The sequence below is a fragment of the Alteromonas confluentis genome, from assembly GCF_001757105.1.
GTDB lineage: Bacteria > Pseudomonadota > Gammaproteobacteria > Enterobacterales > Alteromonadaceae > Alteromonas > Alteromonas confluentis.
Genome location: NZ_MDHN01000037.1, coordinates 140,885 through 159,039 on the forward strand (window position 1 = coordinate 140,885; position 18,155 = coordinate 159,039).

General features: G+C 47.2%; 19 protein-coding genes. 3 read left to right on the top strand and 16 right to left on the bottom strand.

The features are described from left to right. From astA to rpe, 6 genes are all read right to left on the bottom strand, one after another. Positions 1-1,038 carry an arginine N-succinyltransferase gene (gene astA, locus BFC18_RS15735; RefSeq protein WP_070126506.1) on the bottom strand — a complete coding sequence of 346 codons (1,038 nt, stop codon included), beginning with the start codon at positions 1,036-1,038 and terminating at the stop codon, positions 1-3. 24 nt (positions 1,039-1,062) lie between these two features. Further along, on the bottom strand, positions 1,063-2,268 hold the full coding sequence (locus tag BFC18_RS15740; RefSeq protein WP_070126507.1) for an aspartate aminotransferase family protein: 1,206 nt from the start codon (positions 2,266-2,268) through the stop codon (positions 1,063-1,065). A 365-nt stretch (positions 2,269-2,633) separates the two neighbouring features. Further along, entirely contained in the window at positions 2,634-3,794 is a 1,161-nt protein-coding gene (locus BFC18_RS15745; protein WP_070126508.1) for an HDOD domain-containing protein, read from the bottom strand. A gap of 154 nt (positions 3,795-3,948) precedes the next feature. Then, positions 3,949-4,530: an anthranilate synthase component II gene (locus BFC18_RS15750; RefSeq protein ID WP_070126509.1), complete on the bottom strand. Its 582-nt coding sequence runs from the start codon at positions 4,528-4,530 to the stop codon at positions 3,949-3,951. 27 nt (positions 4,531-4,557) lie between these two features. Next, a complete protein-coding gene (gene trpS, locus BFC18_RS15755) occupies positions 4,558-5,568 on the bottom strand; it encodes a tryptophan--tRNA ligase (RefSeq protein WP_070126510.1) in 1,011 nt (336 codons plus the stop codon). 29 nt (positions 5,569-5,597) lie between these two features. Next, on the bottom strand, positions 5,598-6,275 hold the full coding sequence (gene rpe, locus BFC18_RS15760; RefSeq protein WP_070126606.1) for a ribulose-phosphate 3-epimerase: 678 nt from the start codon (positions 6,273-6,275) through the stop codon (positions 5,598-5,600). Positions 6,276-6,699: 424 nt separating this feature from the next. Between rpe and BFC18_RS15765 the strand changes: the two genes are divergently transcribed. From BFC18_RS15765 to BFC18_RS15775, 3 genes are all read left to right on the top strand, one after another. Next, positions 6,700-7,422 (top strand): TorF family putative porin, encoded by a 723-nt coding sequence (locus BFC18_RS15765; RefSeq protein ID WP_070126511.1) that lies wholly within the window; start codon positions 6,700-6,702, stop codon positions 7,420-7,422. Between the two features lie 155 nt (positions 7,423-7,577). Continuing rightward, on the top strand, positions 7,578-7,919 hold the full coding sequence (locus tag BFC18_RS15770; RefSeq protein WP_070126512.1) for a hypothetical protein: 342 nt from the start codon (positions 7,578-7,580) through the stop codon (positions 7,917-7,919). Positions 7,920-7,927: 8 nt separating this feature from the next. Then, on the top strand, positions 7,928-8,128 hold the full coding sequence (locus BFC18_RS15775; protein ID WP_070126513.1) for a DUF2970 domain-containing protein: 201 nt from the start codon (positions 7,928-7,930) through the stop codon (positions 8,126-8,128). Here BFC18_RS15775 and BFC18_RS15780 read toward each other — a convergent pair. The 10 genes from BFC18_RS15780 to pilM form a co-directional block, all read right to left on the bottom strand. Next, on the bottom strand, positions 8,115-9,008 hold the full coding sequence (locus BFC18_RS15780; RefSeq protein WP_070126514.1) for a Dam family site-specific DNA-(adenine-N6)-methyltransferase: 894 nt from the start codon (positions 9,006-9,008) through the stop codon (positions 8,115-8,117). The two genes, BFC18_RS15775 and BFC18_RS15780, sit on opposite strands and share 14 nt — an antisense overlap. A gap of 221 nt (positions 9,009-9,229) precedes the next feature. After that, a complete protein-coding gene (locus BFC18_RS15785) occupies positions 9,230-9,688 on the bottom strand; it encodes a YaiI/YqxD family protein (RefSeq protein ID WP_070126515.1) in 459 nt (152 codons plus the stop codon). Then, on the bottom strand, positions 9,688-11,529 hold the full coding sequence (locus BFC18_RS15790; RefSeq protein WP_070126516.1) for an SPOR domain-containing protein: 1,842 nt from the start codon (positions 11,527-11,529) through the stop codon (positions 9,688-9,690). The genes BFC18_RS15785 and BFC18_RS15790 overlap by 1 nt, the downstream gene beginning before the upstream one ends. Before the next feature lie 81 nt (positions 11,530-11,610). Beyond that, positions 11,611-12,678 (bottom strand): 3-dehydroquinate synthase, encoded by a 1,068-nt coding sequence (gene aroB / locus BFC18_RS15795; protein ID WP_070126517.1) that lies wholly within the window; start codon positions 12,676-12,678, stop codon positions 11,611-11,613. A 31-nt stretch (positions 12,679-12,709) separates the two neighbouring features. After that, complete coding sequence (gene aroK / locus BFC18_RS15800) at positions 12,710-13,225, bottom strand: shikimate kinase AroK (RefSeq protein ID WP_070126518.1); 516 nt, start codon at positions 13,223-13,225, stop codon at positions 12,710-12,712. Between the two features lie 270 nt (positions 13,226-13,495). Further along, positions 13,496-15,274, bottom strand: a complete 1,779-nt coding sequence (locus BFC18_RS15805; protein WP_070126519.1) for a type IV pilus secretin PilQ — start codon at positions 15,272-15,274, stop codon at positions 13,496-13,498. Then, positions 15,267-15,818 carry a pilus assembly protein PilP gene (locus BFC18_RS15810; RefSeq protein ID WP_070126520.1) on the bottom strand — a complete coding sequence of 184 codons (552 nt, stop codon included), beginning with the start codon at positions 15,816-15,818 and terminating at the stop codon, positions 15,267-15,269. Before BFC18_RS15810 ends, BFC18_RS15805 begins: the two co-directional genes overlap by 8 nt. Beyond that, positions 15,815-16,426 (bottom strand): type IV pilus inner membrane component PilO, encoded by a 612-nt coding sequence (locus BFC18_RS15815; protein WP_070126521.1) that lies wholly within the window; start codon positions 16,424-16,426, stop codon positions 15,815-15,817. Before BFC18_RS15815 ends, BFC18_RS15810 begins: the two co-directional genes overlap by 4 nt. Next, positions 16,423-17,007, bottom strand: coding sequence for a PilN domain-containing protein (locus BFC18_RS15820; RefSeq protein WP_070126522.1), 585 nt, complete (start codon positions 17,005-17,007; stop codon positions 16,423-16,425). The genes BFC18_RS15815 and BFC18_RS15820 overlap by 4 nt, the downstream gene beginning before the upstream one ends. Then, a complete protein-coding gene (gene pilM / locus BFC18_RS15825; RefSeq protein WP_070126523.1) occupies positions 16,995-18,062 on the bottom strand; it encodes a type IV pilus assembly protein PilM in 1,068 nt (355 codons plus the stop codon). The genes BFC18_RS15820 and pilM overlap by 13 nt, the downstream gene beginning before the upstream one ends. Positions 18,063-18,155 lie beyond the last annotated feature (93 nt).

Genomic DNA, 18,155 nt, shown 5'->3' on the forward strand with positions numbered 1-18,155 from the left:
TTAGTCTCGAAAACTGACCGGTGCGAATCGCACCATGTCGCCTTCGTTTATATTAAGTGCCTTCGCAGCTAATCGTGAGATCACGGCGACACCGCGATCTTCGCTAACCGCCAAGTCGGTGGCAACGGCGCGAAAATCAGCTACTGAGGTATTGATGATATAGCAAGTTTGTCCGCCCTGAGCTGCACCTTGATCGTCGATGACAATCGGCAGTTTACGGCTCATCTGAGCGGTACGGATATGACTGAGGTTAGCCTCTACAGTGGGGCCAGCATCAAAAATATCCACGTAACCCCGGCAACTGAAACCTTCTTCTTCCAGCAGCATTAATGCGGGACGGGTTTTCTGATGAACCTGACCAATAACTGCCTGGGCTTCTTTGCTGAGTAAGTTAACGTAAATAGGATATTTAGGCATGAGTTCAGCAATAAAGCGTTTATTACCAATGCCGGTAAGATAATCTGCGGTAGGGAAGTCCAGCGAGAAGAAGTGCTCTTCGAGCCACGCCCAGAACGGCGATTTCCCTTCCTCGTCACTCACACCGCGCATTTCTGCAATGATGGTTTCTGAGAACCGCTCACGGTGCTCCATCATAAACAAAAAGCGAACTTTAGACAGAAAACGGCCGTTCACGCCGCCCCGAGCCTGCTCGCGCAGGAACAGGGTGCAGATTTCTGTCACACCGGTGTAGTCGTTACACACAGAAAGAATATCCACTGTGTTGTGGATATTCAGTTCCCGGGAGGCGTGCACCACTTTACCTAAATGGTAGTGGTAGAACGCGTCATCCAGTCCAACCGCGGCTTCAATACCGGTGGTACCTACAACAGTACCGGTGACGGTATCTTCCATCACAAACAGATACGACTGATTGCCGGGCTGGGTAACTTGCTCGGAAAACGCTTTTTCAGCCCGCGCAATTTTTTTACGCAGCAGCGTTTCGTTTACCGGCAACGAAGTAAAACCAATACCGGATTCAACAGCGATGTTATTCAGCGCGTCGTAGTCGTTATTGTTGATTGGGCGAATGATATGCATAGTTGCTTACTCGCAAGCCTAAATTTAGGCGTTAACTACATTGGCAACTGCACGTTCGAAGCGCGCCATACCATCACGGATCTCTTCTTCTGTGATGATCAGTGAAGGCGCGAAACGTACCACGTTGGCACCCGCAACCAAACACATCAGTTTTTCATTGGTAGCGGCGACCAGGAAGTCACGAGCGCGACCAGCATAGTCTTGATTAAGGGCAGCACCTAACAGCAAGCCTTTACCGCGCACTTCAGAGAACACGTTATATTTGTCGTTGATTTCGCCCAGTAATTCACGGAACAGATTCTCACGCTCAACCACACCGCTCAGTACTTCTGGGGTATTCACAACGTCGAGTGCGGCTTCAGCAACAGCGCAGGCCAGCGGGTTACCGCCATAAGTACTACCGTGAGTACCGGCTTTCAGATGCGCAGCAATTTCAGCCGTTGTCAGCATTGCGCCAATTGGGAAACCGCCACCTAGTGATTTCGCAGTAGTGAGGATATCTGGGGTTACGTTCAGACCCATGTAAGCGTAAAGCTGACCTGTACGGCCTACACCCGACTGTACTTCGTCAAAAATCAGCAGTGCATTGTGCTTGTCACACAATTCACGTACGCCTTTAACGAAGTCTGCATCAGGAGAGATGATGCCGCCTTCGCCCTGTAATGGCTCCATCATTACCGCACAGGTTTTTTCGGAAATCAGTTTTTCAAATGCTTCCAGATCGTTGTAGTCACAGTGCAGAACGGCACCTGGCTTAGGACCAAATCCGTCAGAATACGCTGCCTGACCACCAACAGTTACGGTAAAGAACGTACGGCCGTGGAAACCTTGGTTAAACGCAATAATTTCGTTCTTATCTTCACCAAATTTTTCCAACGCATAACGGCGAGCCAGTTTCAGTGCCGCTTCGTTAGATTCGGCGCCTGAGTTCGCGAAGTAAACGCGCTCTGCAAATGTGGCGACGGTAAGTTTTTTCGCCAAACGTAATGCCGGTTCGTTAGTGAAAACGTTAGACAGGTGCCAAAGTTTGTTGCCCTGTTCTGTTAATGCACCGACAAGAGCTGGGTGACAGTGGCCCAATACATTTACCGCGATGCCGCCTGCGAAATCGATGTATTCATTGCCTTCCTGATCCCACACGCGGGAGCCTTCACCACGTACCGGCACCATGTTGGCAGGGTTGTAGTTAGGGACCATGACCTCGTCGAAGGTTGCGCGAGTTACGTTCATTACAGTTACCTCTTTTATCGGGCATCCGCGGTGCAAACAAGCTTGTATGCGAATCAGTTCTGGATGCGAAAAGTACGAATTAGCCTATCAGTATGCCACTAATAAGACACTTTGTAACCTCGGCGGGTTCCGCTCAAGGCCTTATTTTTAGAGGGGTTTAGCTCATTTTGCATAAAAAGTGCATAAGCATGCAGAGGCTAGGCAGAATGAGATGCAATTTGTTAACAAGCTAGCAGAAACTAGCCGTGGCGAGCCTAGTATAGGTAGTGGATACGCACTAGCTTGAATGAATATCCACTAAAAAACTTTATAAGCCGGAACGCTTTTGTCTAAAAAATGTGCAGATTTTACCTGGAAAGGCACTATCAAATCTTATCTTCATCGATGAGAGGAAGTTGGAATAACTCAGTCACCTTCAAAACATCTCGTTCGCTGCGAACAAAACCCGTTTTGTGCAGTGCCAGCGGAATTTCGCTTTTCTCAAGAAATTTGCCCTGATGCAACATGCGGATAGAAGCGTAAGCCTGGGCTTTTTTCAGCAGTTCAGTAACGTCATGGGGGTGTTTATCTTGTTCGGCAATTTCAGTAAATGGCAGTGCAATTCGTAATCGCTTGAAACCCATGGCAGTGGTGAGCTTAGCCGTTAATGCCGGGGCGAGTTCTTCTTGCATTGCAATAAGATAATTAGCCGACGGTTGCGCCTTCTGCATCGCCGTATGCAATGGCGCATTTCTGGCGATTTCAGCTTCTCTCAGCAGTGAAAGTTGTGCTTGCTCAAAGGCTTTAAAATAGAGCCGAGCAATAGTACTGCGCCCGAGTTGGGAAAAGATGCCAATGGTAAAGGCTTCATGAGGTGACACGCTGTAATCGTCAGCCAACGCCCGCATAGATAAGCCAATGGCTTCGCCATACTTTAAAAGCCGGGTTTTAATTTCAGGATATGGATCGGTGATTTTAGGCAGCGCCCGTTTTAATACCGATACGGGTATTAATAATCTGAGGTTCTCAATACCGATAAAGCTTAATGCAGTGCGCATGGTTTCCACTGGAATGATTTTTCCCCGGGAATCCTTACGTCTGAATTTCGGCGTGTTGACGATAGTCATTAAGTCATCGTAGAGCCAAGGTAATGCACTGGCGTGTGACTCGATACGGGTTATGGATGTTGCGCGAACCGAGAGCACATCGAGTAATGGCGCCACATCTTCACTTAAACCGAGAACCGATGAAAGCACGGTTTCTGCGTCTTCAATCTCGCCGCGGATCAGATCAAACACGTGCTGGTGTACTTCTGCATTTACGCGGTCAATTAGGCTGGCTTCAGTTTTTTGTTGTAACTGCTTATTCTCAATGGCTACTTTTTCAACATGCAGTAGCTGTCGTCTGGCATAACCCTGTTCCGACTGGGCAAAGGCAACCTCACCAGGACTTCTGCGGCCCATCATTTCAGATACACGAGCAGCGTCGATTAGCAGGTTATCAAACCGTTCAGATATAGGAGGGAGACTGTCGGAGTTTTCATTCACGGCAAGTAAGTTCCTACGGACATTTGACCAACTTTTGCTGTTCTCGGAAATGGGGTGTGAGAGCATGACAACAAACCTATAACTCTAATCGTACCCATTTATCGACCAATATAGCGTTTTTTTTTAGCTTTTTGAGCGATTTATGCAATATAAATTATAAAGCAAGGGTTAAAAAGCGTTGCAGTACCGCATGCCCATGTTCTGTCAGTAACGATTCCGGGTGAAACTGCACGCCCCAGACCGGAAGGGACTGATGACTTATGGCCATGATTTCTCGTTTTCCGTTTTGCCCCTCGCACCAGGCATCAACCTGTAATGTGTCAGGCAGCGTGGAAGGTTCGATAACCAGAGAGTGGTAGCGGGTTACTTCATAACCTTGGGGCAAACCTTCAAATAGCCCGGCTTCACGATGATACAGTGGTGAAGTTTTACCGTGCCTGACTTTGTCTGCACGGGTCACTGTGCCGCCAAATACCTGACCGATAGATTGATGGCCTAAGCAAACACCTAGCATAGGAATTTTACCGGCAAAGTGTTCGATGGCTGCTAACGTGATACCTGCATCGTCTGGCGTGCAGGGACCCGGCGAGAGCACAAGGTAATCTGGAGATATTGCTTCGATCTGAGCAAGCGTGATGGCGTCATTACGCACCACACTGACTTCCTGGCCCAGTTCCGTAAAGTACCGGGCCAAGTTGTGAGTAAAGGAATCGAAGTTATCAATTAATAACAACACAGGCTGATCCCGAATGTAAAAGGCGGCTTAGCGCGGACGCGGTAAAAAGCCGAGTGAGTTGTACACTTTATCCAGCGTAACTGCTGCGCGGGCAGAGGCTTTCTCAGCGCCCTTTTTCATCACTTCATCAAGATAAGCACGGTCTTCACGTAACGTTTTGAAGCGAGTTTGCACAGGCTCAAGCAGTGAAACTACGGCTTCTGCGACATCGCCCTTGAGATGTCCGTACATCTTGTCTTCATATTCTGGCACCAACTCGTCGATAGAGCGCCCAGTCGCAAGAGACAGCAAAGTAAGTAGATTGGAAACACCTGGCTTTTCTTCGGTGTTGAAGTAAATGCGTGCCTGTTCGTCAGAATCGGTAACTGCACTTTTAATTTTCTTCGTCAGCTTTTTCGGATCTTCCAGCAGACCGATGAAGTTTTTCGGATTGTCGTCCGACTTAGACATTTTCTTGGCCGGCTCCTGCAGGCTCATGATGCGTGCACCGAACTTAGGGATAAAAGGTTCTGGAATGGCAAACATGTCACCGTAAATATTGTTCATACGGGTCGCCACGTCTCGGGCCAGTTCCAAATGCTGCTTCTGATCATCGCCAACCGGTACTTGGTTCGCCTGATAAAGTAAGATATCAGCAGCCATGAGTGCAGGGTAGGTGAACAGGCCAGCATTGATGTTAGTGACGTTTTTGGCGGACTTATCTTTAAACTGCGTCATGCGGTTCAATTCACCCATTTGGGTATAGCAGTTTAAGATCCACGCTAATTGCGCATGTTCTGGCACGTGAGATTGAACGAACAACGTGCTTTTTTCAGGATCGATGCCGCAAGCAAGATACAGAGCAAGGCCATCTAAACATGCCTCACGCAGCGCTTCAGGTTCCTGGCGCACGGTAATCGCGTGCAAATCAACCAGCATATATAAGCACTCGTGGTCGTCCTGCATAGAAACCCACTGCTTGAGTGCGCCCATGTAGTTACCGATGGTAAGTTGGCCTGATGGCTGACAGCCGCTTAATACGATTGGTTTGTTGCTCATTTTATTACCTGTACCTGCTGTAATGCGTGTTAGTTGTTTTGCGCTGCTGCCAGTTCATCGCGCATGCGGTCAATAACAACTTTGTAATCGGGTTCGTTGAAAATGGCGGAACCGGCAACAAACATATCTGCTCCCGCTTCGGCAATGGCACGAATGTTATCGACTTTTACCCCACCGTCAATTTCAATTCGGATATTTTTGCCACTTTCTTCTACCCGCTGCTTTACTTGTCTGATTTTATCCAGGGTAGATGGAATGAATTTTTGCCCACCGAAACCCGGATTCACCGACATGATAAGAATATGATGCAGTTTGTCGATTACATGATCGAGGTAATGCAGTGGCGTAGCCGGGTTAAATACCAGGCCTGGTTCACAGCCTTTATCAATAATGAGCTGTAAAGAGCGGTCGATATGCTGCGACGCCTCTGGATGAAAGCTAATGTAGCTGGCACCGGCATCAGCGAACTTCTCAATAAGGTCATCTACCGGCGATACCATCAGGTGCACGTCGATAGGGGCCGTGACACCGTGTTTACGCAACGCTTCACAGATCATTGGGCCAAATGAGAGGTTGGGCACATAGTGATTGTCCATGACATCGAAATGCACAACGTCAGCGCCAGCAGCGAGCACTGCATCTACATCTTCGCCCAGTTTGGCAAAGTTCGCTGAAAGTATAGAAGGAGCAATGAGGAAGTTCTTCATGTTGATACCCTGTAAACGGTAGGAAGCGGTTTGAATGATACCGTGGGCCGATGCTGATGTCTTGTGGTGCATCGGTTTTCCCGCTGTATTGGCCATAACCTACGCCTATTTAAGTCAATTGACTTAGATTGCCCACAGTCAATTACCGAAGTTTTTGCCTGTTCTAACGCACATTCTGCGCCGATGCACCAATTTGGTGATTTTGCTTTTCTCTGGTGCGACCCATCTTGGTGCTAAAGATTTACACCGTCTTCACGTTCTATGAAAATGTGAATTAAAATTCATTGATTTCAGTTGGTTATTCATTTTTTTGTCGAAAAAATCAGTTAGGCATCACTTTTGCCTATTACTGAAAAGATTAAAAAGAACAATAAGACAGAATCTTAAGTTAAGTACACAATTATACAAATCCAACGGAGAACACATGAAAACTTCCATTCAAAAAACGTTACTGGCTGTTGCAGTATCTTCAGCTGCTTTATTAACTTCTGCGCCTTCTTTTGCAGAATTGAGTGCGAACGTAAGTGTAACAAACAACTACATCTGGCGTGGTCTGACACAAACCACTAACGATGCAGCTGTACAAGGTGGTATCGACTACGCCGACGAAAGTGGCTTCTACGCGGGTACCTGGGTATCTAACGTAAACTACGGTGCAGATGACGTTTATTCTTATGAGCACGATCTGTATTTCGGTTTTTCTGGTGAAGCTGAAGGCTTTACTTACGATGTAGGTTACCTGTATTACAACTACGATTCTGTTGCTGAATTCGATTTTGGCGAAGTATACGGTACTATCGGTTATGAAGGTTTCAGCGCGTCTCTGTACCTGCTGGCGAACACTGAAGCCGATGAAGGTGAAGGTCAAGACTTTGGTTTTGCTCAAGCTTCTTACCTTTCTCTTGACTATGCAATGCCTGTAGCGAGCGGTGCTGAACTGGGTCTGCACGTAGGTTATCACCAAGGTGACTTCGCTGAAGCGTTCAACGGTGTTCCAGATGGTTACGCTGACTGGGCAGTATCTATCGCCAAAGACGGTTTCAGCTTTGCAATCACGGGTACTGACCTGGATGACACTGGTGCAGATGCCTTCGACAACGATTCAATCAAATTCGTTGTTGCTTACGGCGTAGACTTCGAACTGTAAGTCTCACCGAAAAAATTTCTAACGTTGAGTGTAAAAACCCGGAGCTTCGGCTTCGGGTTTTTTATATTAAACTGGTTTAACAATTATAAAGTACAGCTTGTTAGATTGCTGTTTATGATTATAATAAGGTTACTTTTTAGCCGACGGTGATGGTCATGGAACAGAACAAACCGATTCAATCAAAGCGTCCCTGCGCGAAAAAGCCGCTTGGTGCTTTTATCGGCGCAGCTGTAATGCTTTCGGCTGCATATTTTAACCCTCCTTCAGTATCGCAAGTCGTGTGCGACTTGAGTACAGAAAGCGCCACTACCTACCAAATGCAGCCTTCTGCTGCGACTAACCCTGCGTCTCAGTGTTCAGCATTGCTCGCGCCAGAAATTAGTTGGTTAGAATGGGCGGTGGGTAAATCCTCTTCTTATCAATTACATTTCTTTGATTTGCTCGAATTGCTATACGGTAATTCGGAAAGCAATTTCTCATCGTCTAAAGGGCAGTAATCCGCTATATGGATGAAAAACCTCGTTCTCCAGGCATTGGAGGGATGCTGCTAAGCGTACTCGCCAGTGCATTTGGTGTACAGAGTCAGCAAAATTATGAACGCGATTTCAATGGCGGAAAACTCACCGGGTACATCGTGATTGGCGTGTTGTTTGTTTGCCTACTCATTGCTGCATTAGCAGGCCTGGTCAATTTTATTTTGAATTAGTGGTTCTGAACGCAGGTTTGCGCTTTCGCTTTCTTGGCTTTGGTGGCGGGAGGTCTGGATTCGGCGCAAAAAATGCCAGCAACTCTGAAGCCGGTTTTCTGGTTGCCCCATTCTGACTAATCGAACGTTTCACTGACAATTCAGAAATATCTGCGTTCGCGTAAAGATTGCGAGTTAACGGCAAATCATGATTAGAAATCAGCACTGGTATTCCGCGCTTGTACGACGCCCTGATAGAGAGGGTGGCCAATTGGTGCTGACTTTCCAGGCCAAAGCTTTTGGCTGCATAGCTGGTGAAAGCGGCTGTTTTGCTTAACGGTGCATAGGGGGGGTCGCAGTAAATTACGTTGCCACGGCGCGCACGACTAAACACCTTTTCGAAGGGCAGACAGGTAAACACCGCCTTTTGCGAACGCTCTGAAAAATACAGCATTTCCTCTTCTGGAAAGTACGGCTTCTTATAGCGGCCGAAAGGAACGTTAAAGTTACCCGCTAAACTGTATCGACACAGGCCGTTGTAGCCGTGTCTGTTCAGATATAAAAAGAGTATTGCCCGATAATATTCATCGCTGGTGTCGTTAAACTCTTTGCGCAATGCGTAGTAGGTTTCTTCATTATTATGGGCATCGGTGAAGAATCGCGACGCATCATGAATTACCGCATCGGGCTGGGATTTCAGAAAGTTATACAGGTTAATCAGATCAGGATTAATGTCATTCAGCAGATAGCGCTTAAAGTCGGTGTTCAGAAATACAGAACCCGCCCCGACAAAAGGCTCGATGAGTCTGTTGCCCGTAGGGAGTTTGGCATTGATGTTTTCTACCAGGCTGTATTTTCCGCCGGCCCACTTCAAAAAGGCCCGGTTCTTTTTTTGCATCATGCTGTCTGAAAATTACCCACGCGCACACCACGTTTTTAACGTGTTATAGGATGTTATTAGAAATTTGGTCTGAGTTATCGCGCTCTGAACAACGGAAACAAAGAACCAATGATGATTGTATCTGTCATCATCGATCCCGACAACCTGGAATGTAACAACCGCTGCATTTAACAGCGAATAGGGTTAAGAAAACGGCTATTTTATTAGTTTTAGCTAAAAGGTTAGGTGTGGCGATTTGCTGCCAGGAAGCGGTCTAGCACATTGGCAAATGTCTGACGTTCCTTTTGTGACAATGGCGGCGGCCCGGACGTTTGTACGCCACTTGCTCGCATCGTGTCCATGAAGTCGCGAATGTTGAGTCGTGACCTGATGTTTTCACGGGTGAGTTGCTCGCCTCTGGGAGTAACCACTTCAGCACCTTTGGCGATAACCTCATCGGCGAGGGGAATGTCTGAGGTGACAACCAGATCGCCGGCACTAACACGTTGAACAATTTCGTTATCGGCGATATCAAAGCCTTTTTCAACCTGAAGTCGCTTAAGCCACGGAGAAGGAGGAACTTTGATACCGTGATTAGCCACAAAGGTGGCTGTCGTTTGGGTGCGTGGCGCGGCCTTAAACAGAATTTCTTTAATTGCTACCGGACACGCGTCGGCGTCCACCCAAATCGCTACTGCCATTAAGGAAAAACCTTTTCTATTTCTTCAATTACGTTTCTACCGCGCTTGATGAAAATCTTTTCGCTACCTTGAAACGCTGGGATGGACTTAATGGCTGCATTGGCTTCAGAAAAAGTACTGAACCTGTCGTTAAACAGCACAACAAACCAGTTCCCACCGTAACGGTTGGTGCGATAAATCCAGATAAAGCTTTCCATTGAATTGTCTTCAATGAATTCCTGCATCAGCGCTTCATCTTTTAAGCCAGCAAGCTGAATGATGTAGTCGTCTGGGTTAATGTTATTCACTAACTCCCAGTTATCGTAATTAGGGCTACTCGCTGCGATGCTTTTCAGTGAACTGTCGCGAGATTGAATAACTTCGCGAGTAGGCTCGCTGGGCGTTTCTTCCTGCGTTCGAGTTACAGAGGGTTGTGTAACGGTCGGTTGCGCGGGTTCTGTCTTAGCTACCTGCACCGGCTTTGGTTGTGACGGCGTAATCGCTGGCGTCTCAATTGTGGCCTCTTCAGGGCTAGGCTCTGCTTCCGCTAATTCCGCTGGTGTAGATGCTTCTACTACTGGTTCCTCTGCAAGCACTTCCTCAACTGGGGCTTCGACAACCGGCTCTCTATATGAATCAGTCTGTCCAGACAGCGCAGCAGCGACGGCGGCTCTTGATTCAGAGTTACGACGACTCAAAGGAAGCTCTTCTATTTGAGATGCTGTGAATTGTTCACGAGATTCGCCACTTCCCGATGTAGACGTGGATGTACCGTTCGATGTGCTGCTATTCGTTCCGGTAATCAAATTGTCGAAACCTGAAGCGGCCATCGGTTCTTCAGGAACCGTGCTGGTAGCTCGGTTTTGTGTGTTGGTCGCCAAGTCTTCGCCATCGACGTTACCCGAGCGAGCTTCTGGATCGGCGCTAACATCTTCAATAAAACTCAGCAGGTCTTCACTTTCTGTATCTGCAGACTCAGCTGGCTGTGCACTGTCGTTATTATCAATAGACGCTACAGCATCGTCCCAGGAAACCACAGGCTGATCAGCAGCTTGTGCTTCCTCGGCTTCTTCATTGGCTAATTCGTTAAATGCAGAGCCTGGTTCAACCGCGGTAGTATACGGTGGTCGATTCTGGTCAATCGGCGAGAACAGGGCGTCAATATCGTCTCTGTATTGCCAGTAAACGATAGCAATGAAAATGGATAAAAGTAACAGGATCATCAGTGTGATAAATAACGGCTTTTTAAGCAGACTTGTACTCTGCGTTTCCATGTATCCATCGTAGCCATCCCGTTTAGCTACATGCTCGTGAAAAGCCTTACGTCGGTTCTCAATCATCTTATCTAACTCTGAGCCAGGTTGTTGAGTTGCCACTGATTGACTACTTATAAGCAGAGGCGTATCTGTGTTTTTCGCTGGCAGCCATTTCTTAGCGCGTTCCGCCCATGAAGACTCACCAAACAATAATACGTTAAGGTGCTGCTTGTTACCTGCAAAGCGACTTTGGAGCACAAGATCCCATAACTCCTGTAAGAGGGAGTCGGGAATATACTCGGCCTGGGTGATAGTGATTAGAATTGGCCCAACGTGTTCGTTGAGACCAGCCAGTAACTCGTTCAGAGGCCTGGTGTAACTACCAACCAGCGTGCCAAGAAGCTGTCTGCACAACTGTCTGCGGTAGTCGGCGAGTTCCATAATGGGATCTGCGGTGACATACGCAATTTCAGTTTCGTCATGTTGCTGGAATACAAATGATTCCAGCGTTTTCTTCTGCTGCGCGGCAGAGTCGCCACTGACAAAAATGAGTTGTGAAGAATAGTTGACCAGATATTCCAGTCGTTCATGCAATTCAGATTGCACTTTTATGCCCTCAGCTGATTACAAGTGTGCGCACTTAACGACACGGAAACAAATTGGAATAGTTTCGATAATGCCGTCAGCTTAGCTGAGAATGTCGGTTAGAATCTCATCGCTGACGTCTTTCGTCACTACAGCGTGGCCAATACCCTGGGGAATGACAAAGCGAATATTCCCCGCCTCGACTTTTTTATCCCGACGCATATGTTTCATATACGCGTCTTTGTCCATGGTGTCAGGACCATCGACAGGTAAGTCAAATGCAGAAAACAATGCAATGACCTGTCGGCTTTCTGACGCATCCATCCAGTTAAGTGCTTGTGCAGCTTTGCACGCAATTACTGTACCAGCCGCTACTGCTTCACCGTGTAACCAATTTCCGTATCCCTGTTCTGCTTCGATGGCATGACCGAACGTATGACCTAGATTGAGTATGGCACGTAATCCGCCTTCTCGCTCGTCCTTAGCCACCACGTCAGCTTTAATCTCGCAACAGCGAAAAATAGCTTCGCTCAGGGTTTTTGTTTCCAGTGTTTTAAGCTTATCGGCATGATCCTCCAACCACTTGAAGAATTTTTTATCATAAATGATGCCGTACTTAATCACTTCCGCCATGCCGGCAGCAAATTCTCTGGCTGGCAGGGTAGCCTGGGTATCAGTATCAATAGCAACAAAAACAGGCTGATAGAATGCACCAATCATGTTTTTGCCAAGAGGGTGGTTAACCGCTGTTTTCCCGCCAACGGAGGAATCAACCTGAGACAGCAGGGTGGTAGGAACCTGAATGAACGGTACACCACGCTGGTATGAGGCCGCTGCAAAACCACATAAGTCGCCGATTACGCCGCCGCCCAAAGCGATGAGCGTGGTATCGCGGGCAGCATTCATTTCCAGCAGGCGGGTCATGATAACGCCGAACTGCTCCAGAGATTTATGCTTTTCGCCATCGGGGATGATGATAGTTTCAATTTGCACATCGCCGCAGGCCGCTTTAGCTTTTTCAAGATACAGCGGTGCAACCACGTCATTGGTGACAATAACGGCGAGTGGGCCTTTGATATAGGGGGAGAGAACGGCAGGTTTAGAAAGTAAACCTGCTTCTATATGAATGGGGTAGCTACGATCTCCGAGCTCTACAGTTAACATCGACATCACGCAGCTCCCTATTTTTCACAGATAGATTTTATAGTCCGATTTTACTGATAATCTGGTTCGCAACGGCGCGAGCAGATTGATCATCGGTATCAACAATATAGTCAGCAACCTCTTCGTACAGAGGGTTGCGCTCATCCGCCAGATTACGCAGGATTTGCTCAGGATCACCTTTTTGCAGTAAAGGACGACGCTTGTCGCGCTGAGTACGAGCTACTTGTTTGTCGATGGTGGTTTGCAGATAAACTACAATACCCCGTGCAGATAAACGGTTACGTACAGCTTTGTTCGTTACAGAGCCACCGCCCGTCGCCAACACGATACCTTGTTTGTCCGTAAGATCGTTTATGACGTTTTCTTCGCGCTTGCGGAAACCTTCTTCACCTTCCAGGTCAAAAATCCATGTGATATCTGCACCAGTGCGGCGCTCGATTTCCTGGTCGGAGTCAAAAAAATCTAGGTGAAGTTCGTCTGCAAGGTGTCTGCCGATGGTGCTTTTACCAGCACCCATGGGGCCAATTAAAAAGATATTACGTTTTTCAGCCATATTTGCTTATATCACAACTTTTATTCTGTTTGGGGCAGCGGTATTGCCTGTGATGCTACCCATTCACTTGTACCCGTTCACTTCGCCAACAGATACAACTCTTGAACCTCGCTTTAATTTCGAGAGCGGGATTATCTCAGTTTACGGCGTCGGGATGCAAGTTTTGTTGCACTTTTAATCGATAGACTTTGAAATCAGCGCGTTAGCGCCGAAAACAACAACGTCAGGTTCGCGTACGAACCTGACGTGCATGGGAAGTCGGGGGATTTATTAAAGCGATTCCACCACAATTTTAGGTGTAACAAAAATCAATAACTCTCGCTTCTGATAGATAGACGCATTGCGCTTGAACAGATTTCCCACTACGGGCAGGTCGCCGAACAAGGGTACTTTAGACACGTCTGACGTACTGGTTTGCTGGAAAATACCACCAAGCACCACGGTTTCTCCATTATCGACTAACACCTGAGTCTTAATTTCCTGAGTATCGATAGCGACAGCCGGGCCGGTGGAGGTTTCTACCGTTTCCCCGCGGGTATCTTGTGTTACTACCAGATCCAGAATGATGCGGTTATCGGGCGTAATGTGTGGGGTCACTTTCAGACTTAACACCGCTTTCTTAAATTCCACTGAGGTTGCGCCACTCGATGCGGCCTGAACGTAAGGAATTTCAGTACCTTGTTCGATATACGCTTCGTGTTGGTTGGCAACCGTAATGCGCGGACTCGCAATAATCTCACCTTTGTTTTCAGATTCCAGCGCTGACAGTTCGAGGTCGAGAATATTACCATCAACTAAATCGGCGATCTGAAAGCCAATACGAGCCGCGTTCTCACCCGACACAGGCAGGTTCACGTTCATGCGGTTGGCTATGCTAGGCAGTATTCCGCCTGCCGCAGAATCCGCACCTTCAATGGAACCGGAAACTGCGCCATCGCTGGTTGTACTGGTGAAGCCCCAGCGCACACCCAAAGCTTCATCTACGTTGTCTCGCACTGTTACCATGCGTGATTCAATCAAAACCTGCTTAACTGGAATATCCAGCGCATTCACCACTTCACGGGCTTCATCAATAGATGCCTGATTGTCTTTTAACAACAAGGTATTGGTTCGGTCGTCTACTGTTACGGAGCCGCGCTCGGAAAGAATGCCGCCATCTGCCGATTTCAGAATTTGCGCAAGGCTTTCAGCTTTCGCGTAATTAACGGTAATGTTGGCTGTTGTCAGCGGCGCGAGGTCTTTCACTTGTTTGTTTGACTGCAACTGTGCGGTTTCACGGGCAGTCAGTTCTTCTGCTGGGGCGACCAGCAGAATATTGCCTTCCATGCGCTTATCCAGGCCTTTGATTTTTAAAATCATTGCCAGCGCCTGATCCCAAGGCACGCCTTCAAGACGAATGGTGACATTGCCGGTAACCGTATCCGTAGTCACCAGGTTAAAGCCGTTGGTCTGCGCGATAATTTGCAATACCTGACGAACAGGTACGTCCTGGAAATCTAAAGAAATAGGCTTACCTGAGTACTCTGGGTCTTTATCCAGTTCTGCAAGTTCTTCTTCAGTCATTGGCTGAATTTCGATGCGTAGGGTATTACCTTGCTTGCGATGGCGAGCTAACACTGTGCCCTGATAGCTAATAACCAGGCTGGCGCTATCGGCATCCTGGAAGGTTTCAATAGACTGTACTTCAGTACCAAATTGCACCACATCTAATTCAACCAGCTGATCGTCGCTTAATTCGGTTTTAGGCAGGGTGATAGTGAGTTTTCCCTGGGCTTCAAGTAATTGAGGGGAAAATTTATCGTTATCGAATTCGATGGTGGTCACCGCTAAGTTACCGGCTTCACGGGAGAAGTCGATATTATTCAGCGTTGATGTAAAGATTCTTTCTGCTTCAGCGTAAGGATCGAGGAGAACGGTTTCCTGTTCCTGAGCCATCACTGGCGCCGACAGCATTTTTAGCATTACCAGGGCAATCGCAGAGCTACCCAGCCACAACGATTTGTGGTTCCGACCAAGGCGTGTTTTATTGAAAATGTAACGCTCAGACATTGTTATTATCTCCTGCTGACGAGTTCATCGACAGCGTGGTTTTTTCTCGTTGCCAGCATCCCGTTCCGTCGGGTAGCAGTTGCTCAATAATGATAGATTCGTCGTTGATTGACGTTATTTTTCCGAAAAACAGTCCCAAATGGCTGCCAACACGGCCCTTTAACAAATTACCTTCGTTAGTCTTGAACAATACCCAGCGTATACCCTGGGTAGAAAATGTGCCAGATAACGTCAGAGAATCAAGACCATACTTTTCCAATGGTTCTTTCTTGCGTTCAAAATCAGGTTGCAAACAATTATTATTGGTCGTCTGCACCACCGGGGAGCTTCTATCTACCGGACGAGCAAACGGGCTTCTGAATGAAGATGCGGTGTATTCAAAGGCTGGTTGCTGATTAAATTCCGGATACGGTTCGACCACTGCAGTGGTCGTTGCTTTAACCTGTTGAGTATACGCTATTAAATCGTCAATTCTAGGGCTACATGCACTAACCAAGCCAAGCGAAAGCGTTAGAAAAATGACACGCTGTACCTTTCTGTTCATGGTTGTTTCGCTCCTTCCTTGCCGGTAAGAGACGTGCGGTAGGTTTTTGCCTGCATTTGCAGGTTCAGACGGTCGCCCTCATGGGTAATTTCAAAATCATGCAAGGTAACAATTCGCGGCAGATCGGCTATTTCAGACACGAACTCACCAAAGTTGTGGTAGCCACCAGATACTTCCACTTCAATGGGCAGTTCAGTGTAGAACTCTTTCGGGACTTCCTGCTGCCAGTTTAGAAGCTTAAATGTGAGCCCCGACGTGGTGCCAACATAGGTGATGTCGTCGAGTAACCCCGGTGTTTCATTGCTAGTAGGTAACGAGCGCAGCATCGACTTAAAGTCGTTTTCGATTTGCTTGAGCTGGGCAATGTAGGAGTTCAAATTCACCGCAATACGATATTTAGCTTGGAACTGACCCTTTAACTCCTGTTCTTCAATTTGCGCTCTTTCCAGAATAGGGAGTTTGGGTTTAACAATGAACCAGTAGCTCAGCGCGCCAACCACAATGACGACAAATGCAACAACGACAATCTTTACTTCTTTAGACCAGATGGCGACCTGTTCGAAATCCAGCTCGTTGAGTTCTTTTAATTTACTGACATCAAAACTCATTTCGCGTCTCCGCTTTTAGGCTGCTGAATCACCGGCGCAACTTTAGGACTGATGGTAAATTTAAGGGTGAAATCGCTTACTGCGTCTGTGGCTGAGGTATCAGCCTTTATCGACGACAGTTCGCCGCCGGTGAATACCGCAGAGTTTTCAAGGCGGCGCATAAAATCAGATAACCGATTATTTGAGTCGCTTAGCCCCTGAATCTCAATATTATTGCCGCGACGCTTCATTGTTCTGAAAGACACGCCCGCCGGTACTAATCTGGCAAGTTCATCGAACACCGAGGGGGCAATGTTGCGGCTAATTTGCAGTTGTTCAATGAGCGCCATACGTTGCTCAATGGCTTTTTTGCTGTCTTTAATTCTTTGGATTTCTGCTATCTGATTATCAAGAACATTGATTTCCTGTTTAAGATAGTTATTGCGGGAGTTCTGGTTGTTAATTTGAATATCAATGATTTGTCCCACGGTCCAAAACACCGCGCCAACAAACGCGGCGATACACGCGGTAACAATAATGTAGTGCTGCTTTTGCTGCTGGCGAAGCTTTTCACGCCACGGCAGAAAGTTTATATGTGCCATTCAGTGAAGCTCCGACTGGCTAAACCTGCAGCTGTTACTAACTGCGGAGCCAGTTTCATTAAGCGCTCCTGATCGAGCTTAGGATTAATTGTCATACCGTCAAAAGGATTGAAAACTTCAACGTCCATTCCCAAGTCTTGACGTAAGCCATCAACCAATTCCGGAATGGTGGCACCACCGCCCGATAACACAATTTTTTCTGGTCTCTGTGCATGTAGCGTTGAAACATACATTTGTATTGCACGGAGGATTTGCTGTTGTAAGTTCGCAACAAAAATCGGTAGGGTATCTTGTTGCCAGTTTCCTGGCAGTGAACCTTCCATTACCTGACGTTCGGCCTCGTCGGGCTCCAACATATTAATGGCTGCAAGATCCTGAATAAGCTGATTGGTGCCGAAGGCGTGCTCTTTGGTGTAAATCACTTCGCCATTCTGCCATACACATAACTGCAGCAACGAAGCGCCAAGGTTAATACAGCACACGCGCTCCTCCTCAGATTCCAGCGGATGAAAGTAAAACAACGCGTTGCTGAGCGCGTACACTTCCATATCGACCACTTTCGGTTCGTATGGAATTTCTCTTACCAGAGTGATTCGACTGTCTACCAGATCTTTGTGTGCAGCAGTTAATAGTACGCTGTCTTTGCCTGCATGCGTCGGGCTTGGGCCGAGTACTTCAAAGTCTAGATAAACTTCTTCTAACGGGTAAGGAATAAGGCTATCGGCTTCGATTTCGATTTGGCCTTCTAACTCGAAGTCACTTTGTTCTGGGTCCATGGGCACGACTTTGCTGATCACCGAGGAGCCCGCAACAGCGATGGAAACAGACTTAACTTTTGTCTTTAATGCTTTCTTTATTTTCTTAAGCGCCAGACTTACTGCGTCGAAGTCTTTAATTTCTCGTTCGTTAAATGCACGTTTATTGATCGATTCGCACGCAAAAGCCTGCAACACAAAGCCCTTGGCCGTGCGTTCAATTAACACCGCTTTTATTTGACGAGTGCCTATGTCAAGGCCCACAATAGGTGGCAGCTTTTTCTTAAACAGCGATTTCATTTGCTGGCGTCCGAAATTTCAAAATTAATGCTTTAAAATAGAATGTAACGCAAAATATTTAATCTGTATGGTTCTCACACAGGTACATAGGTA

Bases quoted from the DNA above. Each gene is read 5' to 3' on its own strand.
- astA (WP_070126506.1), bottom strand. From the start codon at position 1,038: ATGCATATCATTCGCCCAATCAACAATAACGACTACGACGCGCTGAAT.
- BFC18_RS15740 (WP_070126507.1), bottom strand. From the start codon at position 2,268: ATGAACGTAACTCGCGCAACCTTCGACGAGGTCATGGTCCCTAACTAC.
- trpS (WP_070126510.1), bottom strand. From the start codon at position 5,568: ATGAGCAACAAACCAATCGTATTAAGCGGCTGTCAGCCATCAGGCCAA.
- rpe (WP_070126606.1), bottom strand. From the start codon at position 6,275: ATGAAGAACTTCCTCATTGCTCCTTCTATACTTTCAGCGAACTTTGCC.
- BFC18_RS15765 (WP_070126511.1), top strand. From the start codon at position 6,700: ATGAAAACTTCCATTCAAAAAACGTTACTGGCTGTTGCAGTATCTTCA.
- BFC18_RS15770 (WP_070126512.1), top strand. From the start codon at position 7,578: ATGGAACAGAACAAACCGATTCAATCAAAGCGTCCCTGCGCGAAAAAG.
- BFC18_RS15775 (WP_070126513.1), top strand. From the start codon at position 7,928: ATGGATGAAAAACCTCGTTCTCCAGGCATTGGAGGGATGCTGCTAAGC.
- BFC18_RS15780 (WP_070126514.1), bottom strand. From the start codon at position 9,008: ATGATGCAAAAAAAGAACCGGGCCTTTTTGAAGTGGGCCGGCGGAAAA.
- BFC18_RS15785 (WP_070126515.1), bottom strand. From the start codon at position 9,688: ATGGCAGTAGCGATTTGGGTGGACGCCGACGCGTGTCCGGTAGCAATT.
- aroB (WP_070126517.1), bottom strand. From the start codon at position 12,678: ATGTCGATGTTAACTGTAGAGCTCGGAGATCGTAGCTACCCCATTCAT.
- aroK (WP_070126518.1), bottom strand. From the start codon at position 13,225: ATGGCTGAAAAACGTAATATCTTTTTAATTGGCCCCATGGGTGCTGGT.
- BFC18_RS15805 (WP_070126519.1), bottom strand. From the start codon at position 15,274: ATGTCTGAGCGTTACATTTTCAATAAAACACGCCTTGGTCGGAACCAC.
- BFC18_RS15810 (WP_070126520.1), bottom strand. From the start codon at position 15,818: ATGAACAGAAAGGTACAGCGTGTCATTTTTCTAACGCTTTCGCTTGGC.
- BFC18_RS15815 (WP_070126521.1), bottom strand. From the start codon at position 16,426: ATGAGTTTTGATGTCAGTAAATTAAAAGAACTCAACGAGCTGGATTTC.
- BFC18_RS15820 (WP_070126522.1), bottom strand. From the start codon at position 17,007: ATGGCACATATAAACTTTCTGCCGTGGCGTGAAAAGCTTCGCCAGCAG.
- pilM (WP_070126523.1), bottom strand. From the start codon at position 18,062: ATGAAATCGCTGTTTAAGAAAAAGCTGCCACCTATTGTGGGCCTTGAC.